This is a genomic window from Gordonia sp. X0973 (genome assembly GCF_013348785.1).
GTDB lineage: Bacteria > Actinomycetota > Actinomycetes > Mycobacteriales > Mycobacteriaceae > Gordonia.
The window spans coordinates 3,499,674-3,511,923 of the sequence record NZ_CP054691.1 but is presented as its reverse complement, the minus strand read 5'-3'; the positions used below and the strand labels follow the sequence as shown (position 1 = coordinate 3,511,923).

Genomic DNA, 12,250 nt, shown 5'->3' with positions numbered 1-12,250 from the left:
ACAGGTTGGTTCGGAAACCGCTGTCGACCTCGGTTTTGGTTGCCGTTGGCGCCCTAGTTTGGCCGTTATGGGGGATGGGGAGGAATACGATGACGGTTATGACGACCGAGGTGTTGGGGCTGCCGCGAGGCCGGGCTTTGACGCGCGACGATCTCGATTCGATGCCCGATGACGGGCACCGGTACGAACTCATCGACGGGATTCTGATCGTGAGTCCCGCGCCGCGCATTGTGCATCAGCGGGTGGCTGCCGCACTGTTTCGCGCGATCGATCCGGTCTTGCCGTCGCCACTGATCGTCCTCTTCGCGCCGCTGGACGTGGTGTTGTCGCAGGACACCGTGCTTCAACCGGACCTGTTGATCGCGCCGTGGGATGCGTTCACGGAGCGGGATCTGCCCGGGCCGCCGGTGTTGGCGGTGGAGGTGCTGTCGCCGTCGACGCGGAGTGTGGATCTGTTGTTGAAGAAGGATCGGCTGTGTCGCGCGGAGTGCCGGCACTATTGGGTGGTCGATCCCGACGGGCCGTCGATCACCGCCTGGGTCCTGCGCGACGGCGGGTATCAGGTCGCGGGTACGGCCAGCGGTGACGAGGAGCTGAGCCTCACCGAGCCGTTCGAGGTGTCGATCGTTCCCTCCTTGCTGGTGCGCTGACCAGCTGTTATCCCCAGTTCGCGGTTGTCCACAGGTTGGTTCGGAAACCGCTGTCGACCTCGGTTTTGGCCGCTGTTGACGCCCTAGTTTGGCCGTTATGGGGGATGGGGAGGAATACGATGACGGTTATGACGACCGAGGTGTTGGGGCTGCCGCGAGGCCGGGCTTTGACGCGCGACGATCTCGATTCGATGCCCGATGACGGGCACCGGTACGAGTTGCTGGACGGGATCCTCGTCGTGAGCCCGGCGCCGAAGATCAGGCACCAATGGGCGCTCTCGAGTCTGTATCGGCAACTGGACGCGGCCTGCCCCGACGATCTGAAAGTCTTGTTCGCGCCGCTGGACGTCGTCCTGGCACAGGACACCGTGCTTCAGCCGGACCTGTTGATCGCGCCGCGGGATGCGTTCACGGAGCGGGATCTGCCCGGGCCGCCGGTGTTGGCGGTGGAGGTGCTGTCGCCGTCGACGCGGAGTGTGGATCTGTTGTTGAAGAAGGATCGGTTGCGTCGGGCGGAGTGCCAGCACTATTGGGTGGTCGATCCCGACGGGCCGTCGATCACCGCCTGGGTCCTGCGTGACGGCGAGTATCAGGTCGCGGGTACGGCCAGCGGTGACGAGGAGCTGAGCCTCACCGAGCCGTTCGAGGTCTCGTTGGTCCCGTCGTCGCTCGTCGACTGAGCGCGACTACTTCCGTTTCTTCGTCCCGGGCAGCACCTCGGCGTCGATGACCGTCTTGACGAGCGGGCGGGTGGCGTCGAGCAGGGCGCCGGTACCGGGCGCCGACCACACCACATCACCCAATTGGTCGGTCATCGTCTCGATCGAGCCGTAGAGGCGAGCCCCTTCCTCGGTATAGCGATGGGCGACACCGGAGCGGTCGGGTTCGTCGGCTTCGACGAGGCCGCGCTCGACGAGGCGGGCCACGGACGCATCCCACTCCTGGTCGGACCAGCCGCGCGTGACCTGTCCGATCCGCTTGCCCATCGTGCGGCGTCGGATCGTCGGGTCGAGCAGATGCGACTCGTGGAAGGTGTAGGCGTCCAACCCGTCGAGGCCGTGGACGACCAGGGCGGCGATGTGGTTGTCGCCGCGCCATTCGCGCAGGATCCCGATGTTGTGCCAGAGGCGCAGAATCGGCTTCTCCGGTACCGGCGCTCCGGCCCATCCGGCGGCGAGGGGGCGCCCCTTCATCGGCGCCGACGCGGCGAGTTCGCCGTACCGGTCCGCGAGTTCGGCGATGACCGGCGCGGTCGCGACGTCGCCGAGGATGGTGTGGAACTGCTCGTCGAGCATCGCGTCGCGCCGGGCGGCCAGCGCATCGAGATCGGCGGCACACGCCCGCGTCCACGCGGCGTCGATCAGCGCGGGTGAGAAGTTGTAGAAGGCGGAGACGACGACCGACGAGTGACACGGCCCGAGTGGGCCACCGCGCGCGCCGACGTAGAAGGCGTGCCCGTCGAGTCCGGTGTCCTCCTGTGCGGCACCGATCCCCGGGTTGAAATACGCGAGGATGTGGAACGGTTCGAGGGTTTCGTACGCCTTGCGGGACGTGTTGCTCATCGGTCTCCTCGTCGTCGAAGGGATCTTCCCCCACCGTACGGAACCGTGTCCGCGACGCGACCCGATCGGTCAGGATGGGCACATGACCGTGCATGAGCCCGCCCTGCAGCGCCTCCTCGACGAGGCCGAGATCCGCCGACTGCTGACCACCTACTGCACCGCGGTCGACGACCGGGATTGGGACCTGTACCGCACGGTGTTCACGCCGGACGCCTTCATCGACTACACCTCGACCCCGCACGGGCAGGCCGGGACGCTCGACGAAACCGTGGCGTGGCTGTCGGAGAACCTCACGCTCCTGCCGATGACGATGCACTACGTCCTCAACGTCGATGCGCGGATCGACGGCGACACCGCGATCGTCCGCGCGCAGTTCTACAACCCGCTGCAGATCCCCGGTGTGGAGCGGGTGTCATTCTGCGGCGGCTATTACAACCACAGCCTGGTCCGGACAGCGGACGGTTGGCGCAGCGAGCGACTGGTCGAGGACAACGTCTGGTTCGACAACAACCCGTTCGTCTGAGGTTGCTGGCAGGTTCCTGTGGCTGGTTGTCGGCTCCGATGTCGGCGCCTATCGTGGTCGGCATGAGGAAATCGATGGTTGTCGGAGCGATTGCGGTAGCCCTCGGCGTGGCATCGGCGGGCACCGCGGCCGCCGAGCCGAGCGAGCAGTCGGTGAACATCGCCCAGATGGGCGCGGCCTGCCAGTCCGTCGGCGATACCGCCCAGGACTTCGAAGGCGCCCCGGTCGTGTGCGACATGAATCCCTCGGTCGGTTACCCGACCTGGCTCGCCGCGTAGCGCCGCAAGCGCTCACCGGGTATCCGGGGATCGGGCTTAACGCAGCGTCGTAATGATCGCGGAGAAGTCGTCGCCCGCGTGCTCGGCCGCGAAGGCGGCGTAGAGCTGCGCGGCATGCTCACCCATCGGTGCGCGGGCGCCGGTCGAGGTCACCGCATCCATCGCCAAGCCGAGATCCTTGTTCATCAGGGCGGTGGCGAAGCCGGGCTTGAAGTCGTTGTTCGCCGGTGACGCGGGTGCCGGCCCGGGGACCGGGCAGTTCACTTCGACGGCCCAGCAGTTGCCGGTGGCCCCGGTGACGACGTCGTAGAGCGACTGTGCGGACAGGCCCAGCTTCTCGGCGAGGACGAACGCCTCGCCGACCGCGATCTGCTGCACGGCCAACAGCATGTTGTTGCACACCTTGGCGGCCTGCCCGGCGCCGGATGCGCCGCAGTGGATCACCTTGCCGGCCATCGGTTCCAGAATCGGCCGTGCCTTCTCCACCGCCTCGGCCTCGCCACCGACCATGAAGGCCAGCGTGCCCGCCGTCGCACCTTTGACGCCGCCGGAGACGGGGGCGTCGATCTGGACGAAGCCCGCGTCGACCGCCCGCTTGTGTACCGCGCGGGCGTCGTCGACGGAGATCGTCGAGCTGTCGATGAGCAGGGCCCCCGGTTTTGCTGCGGGCAGCACGTCGTCGTAGGCGGCGCCGACGATCGCCCCGTTGGGCAGCATCGTGATCACCGCGTCGGCATTCGTCACGGCCTCGGCAGCCGTCGCACACACCTCGACGCCGGCGGCGCGCGCGGTCTCGGCGGCGGCGGGTACCGGGTCGAAGCCGCGCACCGTGTGCCCCGCTGCGAGCAGGTTCGCGGCCATCGGGCCGCCCATGTTGCCGAGGCCCAGGAAGGCGATGGTTGTCATTGGCATGCTCCTCGTCGTCTCGTCAGCTCATCGTCGGGATGCTGAACTCGGCCCCGTCTTTGATCCCCGACGGCCAGCGCGAGGTCACCGTCTTGGTCTTGGTGTAGAACATGATCGACGCCGGGCCGTGCTGGTTGAGGTCGCCGAATCCGGAGCGTTTCCAGCCGCCGAAGGTGTGGTAGGCGACCGGCACCGGGATGGGCACGTTGACGCCGACCATGCCGACGTCGACCCGCGAGGTGAAGTCGCGGGCGGCATCGCCGTCGCGGGTGAAGATGGCGACGCCGTTGCCGTATTCGTGCTCCGACGGGAGGGCCAGCGCCTCCTCGTAGTCCTTGGCGCGGACGATGCAGACCACCGGGCCGAAGATCTCGTCGGTGTAGATCGACATGTCGGAGGTGACGTGGTCGAACAGGCTCGGGCCGAGGTAGAAGCCGCCCGAGAGGTCGTTGTCGTCGTAGGAGGCCTCGTCGGTGGTGCGCGTGCGGCCGTCGACGACGAGTTCGGCCCCGGCCTGCACCCCCTGCTCGATGTAGTCGACCACGCGGTCGCGGGCCGCCGCGGTGACCAGCGGGCCGTAGTCGGCCCTGGGGTCGAGGGAGTGCCCGACGCGCAGGGCGCGGACGCGTTCGGTCAGCTTCTCGCGCAGCGCGTCGGCGGTCTCCTCGCCCACCGGGACGGCGACGCTGATCGCCATGCAGCGCTCGCCTGCGCTGCCGTATCCGGCGCCGACCAGGGCGTCGACGGCCTGGTCGAGGTCGGCGTCGGGAAGGATGATCATGTGGTTCTTCGCGCCGCCGAAGCATTGGGAGCGCTTGCCGTTGGCGGCGGCCGTGGCGTAGATGTACTGCGCGATGTCGGAGCTGCCGACGAAGCCGAGGGCCTTCACGTCGGGGTGGGTGAGCAGGGAGTCGACGGCTTCCTTGTCGCCGTGGACGACCTGCAGCACGCCGTCGGGGAGCCCGGCCTTGGTGAAGAGTTCGGCAAGCATCACCGGGACCGACGGGTCGCGCTCGGACGGCTTCAGGATGAACGCGTTGCCGCAGGCGATGGCCGGGCCGATCTTCCACAACGGGATCATCGCGGGGAAGTTGAACGGGGTGATGCCGGCGACGACGCCGAGCGGTTGGCGCATGGAGTGGACGTCGATCCCGGCGCCCGCGCCCTCGGTGAACTCGCCCTTGAGCAGGTGCGGGATGCCGACGGCGAACTCGATGACCTCGATGCCGCGCTGCACGTCGCCCTTCGCGTCGGCGAAGGTCTTGCCGTGCTCCAGCGAGAGCTTGGTGGCCAACTCGTCCATGTTCTCGTTGACCAGGTCGATGAAGCGCATCAGCACACGCGCGCGGGCCTGCGGATTGGTCGCGGCCCATCCCTTCTGAGCCGTTGACGCGATGGCGACCGCTGCCGCGACCTCGTCGGTGGACGCGAGCGGGACTTTCGCCTGCACCGCCCCGGTGCTCGGGTTGAAGACGTCGGCGGTGCGGCCGGACGGCGCGGCGTCGCCGACGGTGCCGGTGCGCGCGCCGTTGATGTAGTGGGGGATCTGCTGCGTCGTGGACATCCTCCCATCGTCGTGGCGTGGGTCACACCGGTCAACCGGCAATGGCGCACCTCCGGGTGGTGCAGTTCTGCCCTCGGTCGGCCTCTGGGTGCGAGCGCTCCTGCCTACAATCGAGTGCATGGTCGGCTTCCGGGATGCGTCTGCGGTGGATCCGCGCGGCATCCGCGCCGACGACCTGCGCTATCTCCTGGCGGTTGCGCGCACGCGGAATCGGCGGTCGGCCGCCGCCGCGCTCGGCGTCGACACGAGCACCGTGTCCCGTCGAATCCGCGCATTGGAGCGCGCTCTCGGCACCGATCTCGTACGGCAGAACTCCTCGGGATGGGAGTTGACCGAGGCCGGACGGATGGTCGCCGAGACGGCCGGACCGATCGAGACGGCCGTCGAGCGCGTCGTCGGGGCGATCGCGGGCCAATCGGATCGGGCGCTGCGAGGCAACATCCGGGTCACCGCGCCGGATGCGTTCGGCGCCTATTTCGTCGCGCCGGCGCTCGTTCGGTTGCACCGGCAACACCCGGATCTGACCGTCGAACTGCTGACGGCGACGCGTGAGCCCAACCTGCACCAGTCGGGGTTCGATGCGGCGATCACCGTCGGCGCCCCGACGAGCGGTCAGGTGGTCGGCGAACCGCTCAGCGACTACGCGCTGGGGCTCTACGCGAGCGAGGCGTATCTCGCCGAGGCGGGCCGGCCGTCGTCGATCGACGAACTCGGACGGCACTCGCTGATCTGGTACGTCGACTCGTTGCTGCAGGTGGGAGAACTCGACCTGGAGAAGCACCTGCCGGGCATCTCGCCGCGGATCATGTCGACCAGCGTCTTCGCCCAGGTGGAGGCGACGCGCGCGGCTGGCGGCATCGGGTTGCTCCCCGCCTTCGTCGCCGACCGGCATCCCGACCTGCGCCGCATCCTGAGCGATGACGTGGACGTGCGTCTCGGCTTCGTGCTGTCCGCACGGCGGGACCGGTTGGTCCAGCCGGCGGTCCAGGCGATCCGTACCGTCGTCCACGCCGAGGTCGCGCAGCGAATCGGCGAGCTGCTGCCGCCCGGTGCGGACTAGCGTGGAGGGCAGGAGGTCGTGATGGCATTCACCGAATCAGAATTGGCCTATCTGGCGAGTCAACGGCTCGGCCGCATGGCCACCCAGAAGCCGAACGGGACGTTGCAGAACAGCCCGGTCGGGTTCAAGGTCAATGCCGACGGGACGATCGACGTGGTCGGCTACCAGATGAGCGACAGTCGGAAGTACCGCAACATCGTCGACAACGGACGGGTCGCGCTCGTCGTCGACGATGTCGCCTCGGTCAATCCGTGGCGGGTCCGATGCGTCGAGATCCGCGGCAGGGGCGAGGCCGTACCCCCGACGGCCGATGCCGGCGCGAAGATCCGGATCCATCCAACACGGGTCATCAGCTTCGGGCTCGACGAGGATCGCGACGCCCACAGCCTGACCGTCGACGCGCGTGACGTCTGACTCCTACGGTGGTCGAGTGCCGGTCGAGGTGCAGTGCCGACCTACGGTGGTCGAGTGCCGGTCGAGGTGCTAGCCGAGAACGGTGTATCGAGACCAGGTGAGACGCCAGCCGACCTACGGTGGTCGAGTGCCGGGCGAGGCGCTAGCCGAGAACGGTGTATCGAGACCCCGCAAGACGACCCGTAGCGCAGGCACTCACACCGCGGCGGGAAGTACGACACGGCTCACGGCGACGGCGCCGCCCGGTTGGGCAGTCGGCATCACGTTGACGATGGGCGGGAAGTTCACCGTCGCGGTTGCCCTGGGCAGCGCACTCGGGCCGCGGAACCCCAGATCGGTCAGCCGGACGATCTGGTCGGGTGTCTTCGCGTAGGCGATGAACTGCCCGACGGCGTCGGAGGTGAACGAGGGAACACCGCTCAGTTGGATGACCGGATAGTCGAGGACCGGGGTGGCGCCGTTGGGGCGCAGAATCCCGACTCGCCCCGGCTTCCAGTCGCGGGTTTCGAGGTAGAGCTGCTGCTCGCTGATCGGGACTGTCCGGACCGCGGCCACTTGAACGTTCGGGGCGTCGGCGATCGCGTGGACGGCCGCCTCGGCGCTGCCGTCGCCGAAGTGCGGCGGGTTGCGGACCAGTTGCCTGAGTCCGGTCTGGATCTTGGCGCCGGCGACTCTCACCGCCGACAGCGGGCGAGTGTCCTTCTTCGTCTCGACGGAGAAGTTGTAGGCATAGGCCTGCGCGGCCAGCGCGGTGGCGTCGGAGCCGGGAACCATCGGCATCGCCAGGCGCGCCGACCCGGTGATCTTGTGCTCGCCGTATGCGGCGAAGGCGTTCGCGTAGGTCAGGTATGGAGCTTGGAACCAGTGGCCGCCGTCGCCGGATGGCGCGATCAGCTCTGTCCGGGCCGCGATCAACACCGGGGAGGTGACGAGCGATCCGGACTGCCCGGAGATCGCGCTCAATTTGCGTTCGGCCAGGGCCCCCGCCCACACCGACGATCCCGGGATCCAGGCGGCCGGCCGACTCCCGGACGTGGCCGTGTCCCACTTGTCCGCGGTCAGCCCGGCGAGGGCCGCCCGCGAATCGATCGGTCGAACGCCCACCTGAATGCAGTGATCGCCGACGACCGGCCGGGTCGCGTTGTAGTTCTTCGCGATTTCGCCCAATGCCGTCGCGACACGGGCGTCGGCGACGATGTCGACGTGTGCGTCGCCGGCCGTACACGAGCCGGAAGCAGTGTTCCCGGTCGTCGGTGATTCATGCGTCGCGGTGGAGCTGCCGGAGTCTTTGTGGAGTCCGAACCACGCGAATACGGCGGCGGCCACGAGGATTGCCGCTGCGGCGACGGTGATCAGTGGACGGCTCGACCGAGCTGCTGCTTCGTCGAAATTGTGTCGGCCCACGACGAGGCTTGCCTTCCATGTCTGCTCACGTCGTCGACCCGCGTTTACGGCAGATCGAGCGACGGCCCTGGTCCGGGCGGCGTGCATGGCGCACGACCGACGGGGTCTCGCCGGTTAACCAAATTGTACATTGTGCGCTATCTACCTGTGTGGGGCGTCACTGCTTTCCAGCCGCCGGCACTACTCGGCCGGCGGCGGCCCGGATCAGTACGCGACGGTGAACCGGCGTCGACGGTGCTGCGGGTTGTCGATCTCGTCGACGATCGCCTTGGCGAGGTCGGGGCCGGAGATTGCCGAGTCGCCGTTCTCGTCGACGAGGAGGATGTCGTCGCCGATGCGGAACTTGCCGGTCGCCTCGCCGGGAGCCCACGCGCCGAATCCGGCAGCTGGGCTGACCAGGAACCAGTCGAGGTTGTCGTCGGAGGCGCGCAGGTCGTCGAGGACCTCGCCCATCTCCGTCGCCTCGGCTTTGACCTCGGCGGGGAATTCGGGTGTCGACGCGAGGGTGGGGCCACCCGGTGCGACGAGCAGTGAGCCCGCGCCGCCGACGACCCCGAGCCGGACGCCCGCCGACTCGGCGCGCTGTGCGAGTTCGCCGATGGCCCCGCGGGTGCGGCCGGCCATTTCACCGCGCGGCGAGATGGCGGAAACGACGACGTCGGTGTCGGTGACGGCCTGCCCTTGGACGTCGGCGTCGAGGATGCTGCCTTCGACGTAGTCGACACCGTCGACGCGGTGTTCCGGGAGGGTGCGGCTGAACGATCGGACCTGGTGTCCGGCGGCCGCCGCCTGCTCCACCAGATTGCTCCCGGCGTAGCCGGTTCCGCCGATGACGGTGATGCGTGCCATGTGTTTCTCCTCTGCTTGGCTCTCTGAAGGTTCTGTAAGTCACCATAGGTGACTAATGGAGGGTTGGGAAGAAGGCGCTTTGCAGTGACCCGGTTACTATGCGGTGCCTATGAACTGCATGGGTATCCTGGGGTTACCCAGTGTGCGGTAGAGACCTATAAGGGGGTCCCAGGATGAGCGACGTGCTGTGGGATCCGTACGTGCGCGATTGCCCGTCGCGCAGATTGCTCGACCGGATCGGCGATCGGTGGACGGTGCTCGTCATCGGCGTCCTCGACGGCGGGCCGCGGCGCTTCTCCGAGATTCAGGCCGTCGTCGACGGGGTGTCGCAGAAGATGCTCACCCAGACCCTGCGCGCCCTCGAGCGCGACGGACTCGTCACGCGCACGGTGTTCCCCGAGGTGCCGCCCCGCGTCGAATACGAACTGACGACGACGGGCCGCAGCCTCCTGGAGCCGCTGCGCGCGCTGACCGAATGGGCCACCGCCAATATGACCGTCGTGCAGGCGTCGCAGGAGGCATACGACCGTCGGGGTTGATCCGCGCGGCCGTGGCTCAGCTCAGCCCGGCAAACCCCGCACTTTGCGACATACCCAGCGGGTTCCGCCCATCGGGTATGTCCGGAAGTGCAGGGTTTGCGGTCCGACGGGTCCTTAGTCGGGGAGGTCACCCCGGGGCGAGCCCTCGAATGAGGGCGTTCAGTCCGGTCTCGAATTCGTGGTCTTGGCCGAGTGCGACGACCTGGCGAGCACTCTCGACGAAGCGCCGAGCACCGTCGTCGTCTCGATCTATCTCGATGACGATGTCACCGCCGTCGCGAGCCGTCTGCTGCTCGATCGCGGAGCCGATGGCGTAACGCGAGACTGCGATGAGTGCGGTGATGGCGTCGGTGGCCGTGAAGCCGGCCCTCTCCAAGAGTGAGACCTGTGCGATCGCGGTGTCGGGCTGCGGGCTTCGTGAACCGGCCGACGCGATCAGCCGGGCGCCGTCGCGGATGCTGAGCATCGCCCGGCGCATGCTGCGCGCGTTGCGGGCGACGAAGGCATCCCACTGCTCGCCGTCGTCGGGGAGTCGGTCGGTATGACGTCGGGTGAGGATCTCGTCGGCGACGGCGTCGAGCAGCGCGCCCTTGTTGGCGAAGTGGTGATACAGCGCCGGCTGGCGGATTCCGAGGCGGTCGGCGATCGCGCGCAGGGTGACGTCGTCCAGACCGCGCTCGTCCAGGACCTCGAGAGCAGCGGACACGATCGAGGCCTGATCAGTGCGCGAGGGGTACGGCATCGCCTCAGAATAGCGTCCGTTGGCACCCAAGACTATCAGTGATAATCTTCGAGAATTCGATCGGAGGGGACCGGAATGGCAGACGGAACCGTGTGGAGCGGGACAGTGGTCAAGATGTCGCGCGGCTTGCTCGACGGCTCGAATATGTATCGGCGGGTCGTCGTCCGGACCGACGCCGGTACGACCCAGAAGATCCGGGTCGGAAGGGATCTCTGGCGGCAGGTGAAAGTCGGCGATCGTCTCGTCAAGGAACCTGGGCATGATGTTCGCCGGGTCGACGAAAGCAAAGAATCATGAAACTCACCGTCAGCCTCCAGGTCACTCTCGACGGCGTCGCCCAGGCGAACGGAGGCAACAACGAGGAGATGGACCCCGGCTTCACCCGCGGCGGTTGGGCGCTTCCGCACAACGACGCCGATGCCGTGCAATACATCCTCGACACCTGGCGTCGACCGGACGCCTTCCTACTCGGCCGGAAGACCTACTCGCTGTTCGAGACCTTTTGGGGTCCCCGCGACGGCGACGGGAGTTTCGGTGAAGCGATCAGCTCCAAGCCCAAGTACCTGGTCTCCACCACCGTGGCCAGTCCGTCGTGGGAGCCCACGACCGTCATCGCCGACGATGTCGCGGCGCGGGTGCGCGAACTCAAAGCACAGGCCGGCGGCGAGTTGCTCGTGGTGGGCAGCACCAGCCTCGCGCGATGGTTGCTGGAAAACGAGCTGGTCGACGAATTGAATCTGGTGCAGTTCCCCGTGATCGTCGGTGAGGGGGAACGCCTGTTCCCGGCTCAGGGCACCGATTTCGCGCTCAAGCTGATCGACTCCCAGGTGTTTGACACGGGCATCGTCGCCCTCACCTATCGCGTCGGCGGCCGCCCGGAATACGCCTAGTCGGGGGCGCGATCTGTGGGCCGGACCGTCACTCGTACCGATGCGGTGCCTTCCCGTCCGCGCGTGCCGGCTCGGAGGGTGATGACGTGCCGGCCCGGGGAGAGTGCGGCGACGACGTAGGTGCCGCGGCCGAGTTCGCCGTCGCGGTCGGAGCTCCACGTCAGCGCCTCGGTCTCGATCTCCGCGGCTTCCAGCCACCACCCGTTGCCGATCAGCTCGACGCGACCGTCGATGGAGGCGCCGTCGAGTGGCGACGTGATCAGCGCCCGACACGACTTGCGGGCGACGGTGAACAGCGGCGAGATCGCCGTCGCAGTCCGCCATCCGTTGGTCACTGAGACACCGAAGCAGCACGACGATCCACCGGGTAGATCGTCGACGTTGATCGTCGCCGACGATTCGTTTAGGCGTGTCCCGAGCGGCATCCACGATTCACCGCGATCCCAGCTGTAGCGCAGCCACGACTCGAGCGTGTCGGAGGCCTCCCACACCAGGCGCACCTGACCGTCGACGGTGGATCGAGCCTCGGGGGTGCGGATGAATCGGACGCTCGGCGTCGACGGCGGGATGACGTGTTCGGTCGTCGCAACGTCCTCGCCGCTGATGCGGACGCGCATCGCGTCGTCGGGAAGGAGGATGCTGCCGCGGACCGACAGCGCGTCGCCGTCGGAATAGGGTTCGGTGGCGAGGAATCCGCGGCTGATGATGCGGCCGTCGGCATCCAGCACGTCGACCGACAGCGACGAGGAGCCGGGCTCGACGTCGGGTTCGCGGTAGGACGCCAGCGCGGGCCGGAGGATGAGGCTGCCGTCGGCGATGCGTCCGGTGATCCGGGTGAACTCCGGCAGGGCGGCGGTGCGGGGTGCCAT

16 protein-coding genes are annotated in these 12,250 nt (G+C 67.8%); 9 read left to right on the top strand and 7 right to left on the bottom strand.

Annotated features, from left to right (window positions below; all coding sequences use genetic code 11):
* The first annotated feature begins 89 nt into the window (after positions 1 to 89).
* Complete coding sequence (locus HUN08_RS17235; RefSeq protein ID WP_124247643.1) at positions 90 to 650, top strand: Uma2 family endonuclease; 561 nt, start codon at positions 90 to 92, stop codon at positions 648 to 650.
* A gap of 119 nt (positions 651 to 769) precedes the next feature.
* Positions 770 to 1,330, top strand: a complete 561-nt coding sequence (locus tag HUN08_RS17230; RefSeq protein ID WP_129624315.1) for a Uma2 family endonuclease — start codon at positions 770 to 772, stop codon at positions 1,328 to 1,330.
* A gap of 6 nt (positions 1,331 to 1,336) precedes the next feature.
* Here HUN08_RS17230 and HUN08_RS17225 read toward each other — a convergent pair whose 3' ends face one another.
* Complete coding sequence (locus tag HUN08_RS17225; RefSeq protein ID WP_124247645.1) at positions 1,337 to 2,212, bottom strand: hypothetical protein; 876 nt, start codon at positions 2,210 to 2,212, stop codon at positions 1,337 to 1,339.
* An 82-nt stretch (positions 2,213 to 2,294) separates the two neighbouring features.
* Between HUN08_RS17225 and HUN08_RS17220 the strand changes: the two genes are divergently transcribed.
* Together HUN08_RS17220 and HUN08_RS17215 are read left to right on the top strand one after the other, a co-directional pair.
* Positions 2,295 to 2,735 (top strand): nuclear transport factor 2 family protein, encoded by a 441-nt coding sequence (locus HUN08_RS17220; protein WP_124247646.1) that lies wholly within the window; start codon positions 2,295 to 2,297, stop codon positions 2,733 to 2,735.
* Between the two features lie 62 nt (positions 2,736 to 2,797).
* Positions 2,798 to 3,013, top strand: coding sequence for a hypothetical protein (locus HUN08_RS17215; RefSeq protein WP_124247647.1), 216 nt, complete (start codon positions 2,798 to 2,800; stop codon positions 3,011 to 3,013).
* Between the two features lie 36 nt (positions 3,014 to 3,049).
* Here HUN08_RS17215 and mmsB read toward each other — a convergent pair whose 3' ends face one another.
* The gene (gene mmsB / locus HUN08_RS17210; protein WP_124247648.1) at positions 3,050 to 3,919 is read right to left on the bottom strand and encodes a 3-hydroxyisobutyrate dehydrogenase; all 870 of its coding nucleotides are present in this window, start codon (positions 3,917 to 3,919) and stop codon (positions 3,050 to 3,052) included.
* Positions 3,920 to 3,941: 22 nt separating this feature from the next.
* Positions 3,942 to 5,483 (bottom strand): CoA-acylating methylmalonate-semialdehyde dehydrogenase, encoded by a 1,542-nt coding sequence (locus HUN08_RS17205; protein WP_124247649.1) that lies wholly within the window; start codon positions 5,481 to 5,483, stop codon positions 3,942 to 3,944.
* 118 nt (positions 5,484 to 5,601) lie between these two features.
* On the opposite strand from HUN08_RS17205, the gene HUN08_RS17200 reads away from it, so the two are divergent.
* A complete protein-coding gene (locus HUN08_RS17200; RefSeq protein WP_124247650.1) occupies positions 5,602 to 6,543 on the top strand; it encodes a LysR family transcriptional regulator in 942 nt (313 codons plus the stop codon).
* A 21-nt stretch (positions 6,544 to 6,564) separates the two neighbouring features.
* Positions 6,565 to 6,957, top strand: a complete 393-nt coding sequence (locus HUN08_RS17195; RefSeq protein WP_124247651.1) for a PPOX class F420-dependent oxidoreductase — start codon at positions 6,565 to 6,567, stop codon at positions 6,955 to 6,957.
* A 195-nt stretch (positions 6,958 to 7,152) separates the two neighbouring features.
* Here HUN08_RS17195 and HUN08_RS17190 read toward each other — a convergent pair whose 3' ends face one another.
* Together HUN08_RS17190 and HUN08_RS17185 are read right to left on the bottom strand one after the other, a co-directional pair.
* Positions 7,153 to 8,361, bottom strand: a complete 1,209-nt coding sequence (locus HUN08_RS17190; protein WP_124247652.1) for a hypothetical protein — start codon at positions 8,359 to 8,361, stop codon at positions 7,153 to 7,155.
* Positions 8,362 to 8,565: 204 nt separating this feature from the next.
* The gene (locus HUN08_RS17185) at positions 8,566 to 9,210 is read right to left on the bottom strand and encodes an NAD(P)-dependent oxidoreductase (protein WP_124247653.1); all 645 of its coding nucleotides are present in this window, start codon (positions 9,208 to 9,210) and stop codon (positions 8,566 to 8,568) included.
* Between the two features lie 173 nt (positions 9,211 to 9,383).
* Between HUN08_RS17185 and HUN08_RS17180 the strand changes: the two genes are divergently transcribed.
* Positions 9,384 to 9,749: a helix-turn-helix domain-containing protein gene (locus HUN08_RS17180; protein ID WP_124247654.1), complete on the top strand. Its 366-nt coding sequence runs from the start codon at positions 9,384 to 9,386 to the stop codon at positions 9,747 to 9,749.
* 127 nt (positions 9,750 to 9,876) lie between these two features.
* On the opposite strand, the gene HUN08_RS17175 is transcribed toward HUN08_RS17180, so the two are convergent.
* Positions 9,877 to 10,491: a TetR/AcrR family transcriptional regulator C-terminal domain-containing protein gene (locus tag HUN08_RS17175; RefSeq protein ID WP_124247655.1), complete on the bottom strand. Its 615-nt coding sequence runs from the start codon at positions 10,489 to 10,491 to the stop codon at positions 9,877 to 9,879.
* Positions 10,492 to 10,566: 75 nt separating this feature from the next.
* Between HUN08_RS17175 and HUN08_RS17170 the strand changes: the two genes are divergently transcribed.
* Positions 10,567 to 10,788, top strand: a complete 222-nt coding sequence (locus HUN08_RS17170; protein ID WP_124247656.1) for a hypothetical protein — start codon at positions 10,567 to 10,569, stop codon at positions 10,786 to 10,788.
* The gene (locus HUN08_RS17165) at positions 10,785 to 11,381 is read left to right on the top strand and encodes a dihydrofolate reductase family protein (RefSeq protein WP_124247657.1); all 597 of its coding nucleotides are present in this window, start codon (positions 10,785 to 10,787) and stop codon (positions 11,379 to 11,381) included. Before HUN08_RS17170 ends, HUN08_RS17165 begins: the two co-directional genes overlap by 4 nt.
* Here HUN08_RS17165 and HUN08_RS17160 read toward each other — a convergent pair.
* Positions 11,378 to 12,250, bottom strand: coding sequence for a hypothetical protein (locus tag HUN08_RS17160; protein WP_124247658.1), 873 nt, complete (start codon positions 12,248 to 12,250; stop codon positions 11,378 to 11,380). The genes HUN08_RS17165 and HUN08_RS17160 overlap by 4 nt on opposite strands.

Excerpts from the sequence above, each read along its gene's own strand:
- HUN08_RS17220 (WP_124247646.1), top strand. The coding sequence starts at position 2,295 with ATGACCGTGCATGAGCCCGCCCTGCAGCGCCTCCTCGACGAGGCCGAG.
- HUN08_RS17230 (WP_129624315.1), top strand. The coding sequence starts at position 770 with ATGACGGTTATGACGACCGAGGTGTTGGGGCTGCCGCGAGGCCGGGCT.
- HUN08_RS17175 (WP_124247655.1), bottom strand. The coding sequence starts at position 10,491 with ATGCCGTACCCCTCGCGCACTGATCAGGCCTCGATCGTGTCCGCTGCT.
- HUN08_RS17160 (WP_124247658.1), bottom strand. The coding sequence starts at position 12,250 with ATGGCACCCCGCACCGCCGCCCTGCCGGAGTTCACCCGGATCACCGGA.
- HUN08_RS17165 (WP_124247657.1), top strand. The coding sequence starts at position 10,785 with ATGAAACTCACCGTCAGCCTCCAGGTCACTCTCGACGGCGTCGCCCAG.
- HUN08_RS17200 (WP_124247650.1), top strand. The coding sequence starts at position 5,602 with ATGGTCGGCTTCCGGGATGCGTCTGCGGTGGATCCGCGCGGCATCCGC.
- HUN08_RS17195 (WP_124247651.1), top strand. The coding sequence starts at position 6,565 with ATGGCATTCACCGAATCAGAATTGGCCTATCTGGCGAGTCAACGGCTC.
- HUN08_RS17170 (WP_124247656.1), top strand. The coding sequence starts at position 10,567 with ATGGCAGACGGAACCGTGTGGAGCGGGACAGTGGTCAAGATGTCGCGC.
- mmsB (WP_124247648.1), bottom strand. The coding sequence starts at position 3,919 with ATGACAACCATCGCCTTCCTGGGCCTCGGCAACATGGGCGGCCCGATG.
- HUN08_RS17205 (WP_124247649.1), bottom strand. The coding sequence starts at position 5,483 with ATGTCCACGACGCAGCAGATCCCCCACTACATCAACGGCGCGCGCACC.
- HUN08_RS17180 (WP_124247654.1), top strand. The coding sequence starts at position 9,384 with ATGAGCGACGTGCTGTGGGATCCGTACGTGCGCGATTGCCCGTCGCGC.
- HUN08_RS17185 (WP_124247653.1), bottom strand. The coding sequence starts at position 9,210 with ATGGCACGCATCACCGTCATCGGCGGAACCGGCTACGCCGGGAGCAAT.
- HUN08_RS17225 (WP_124247645.1), bottom strand. The coding sequence starts at position 2,212 with ATGAGCAACACGTCCCGCAAGGCGTACGAAACCCTCGAACCGTTCCAC.
- HUN08_RS17215 (WP_124247647.1), top strand. The coding sequence starts at position 2,798 with ATGAGGAAATCGATGGTTGTCGGAGCGATTGCGGTAGCCCTCGGCGTG.
- HUN08_RS17235 (WP_124247643.1), top strand. The coding sequence starts at position 90 with ATGACGGTTATGACGACCGAGGTGTTGGGGCTGCCGCGAGGCCGGGCT.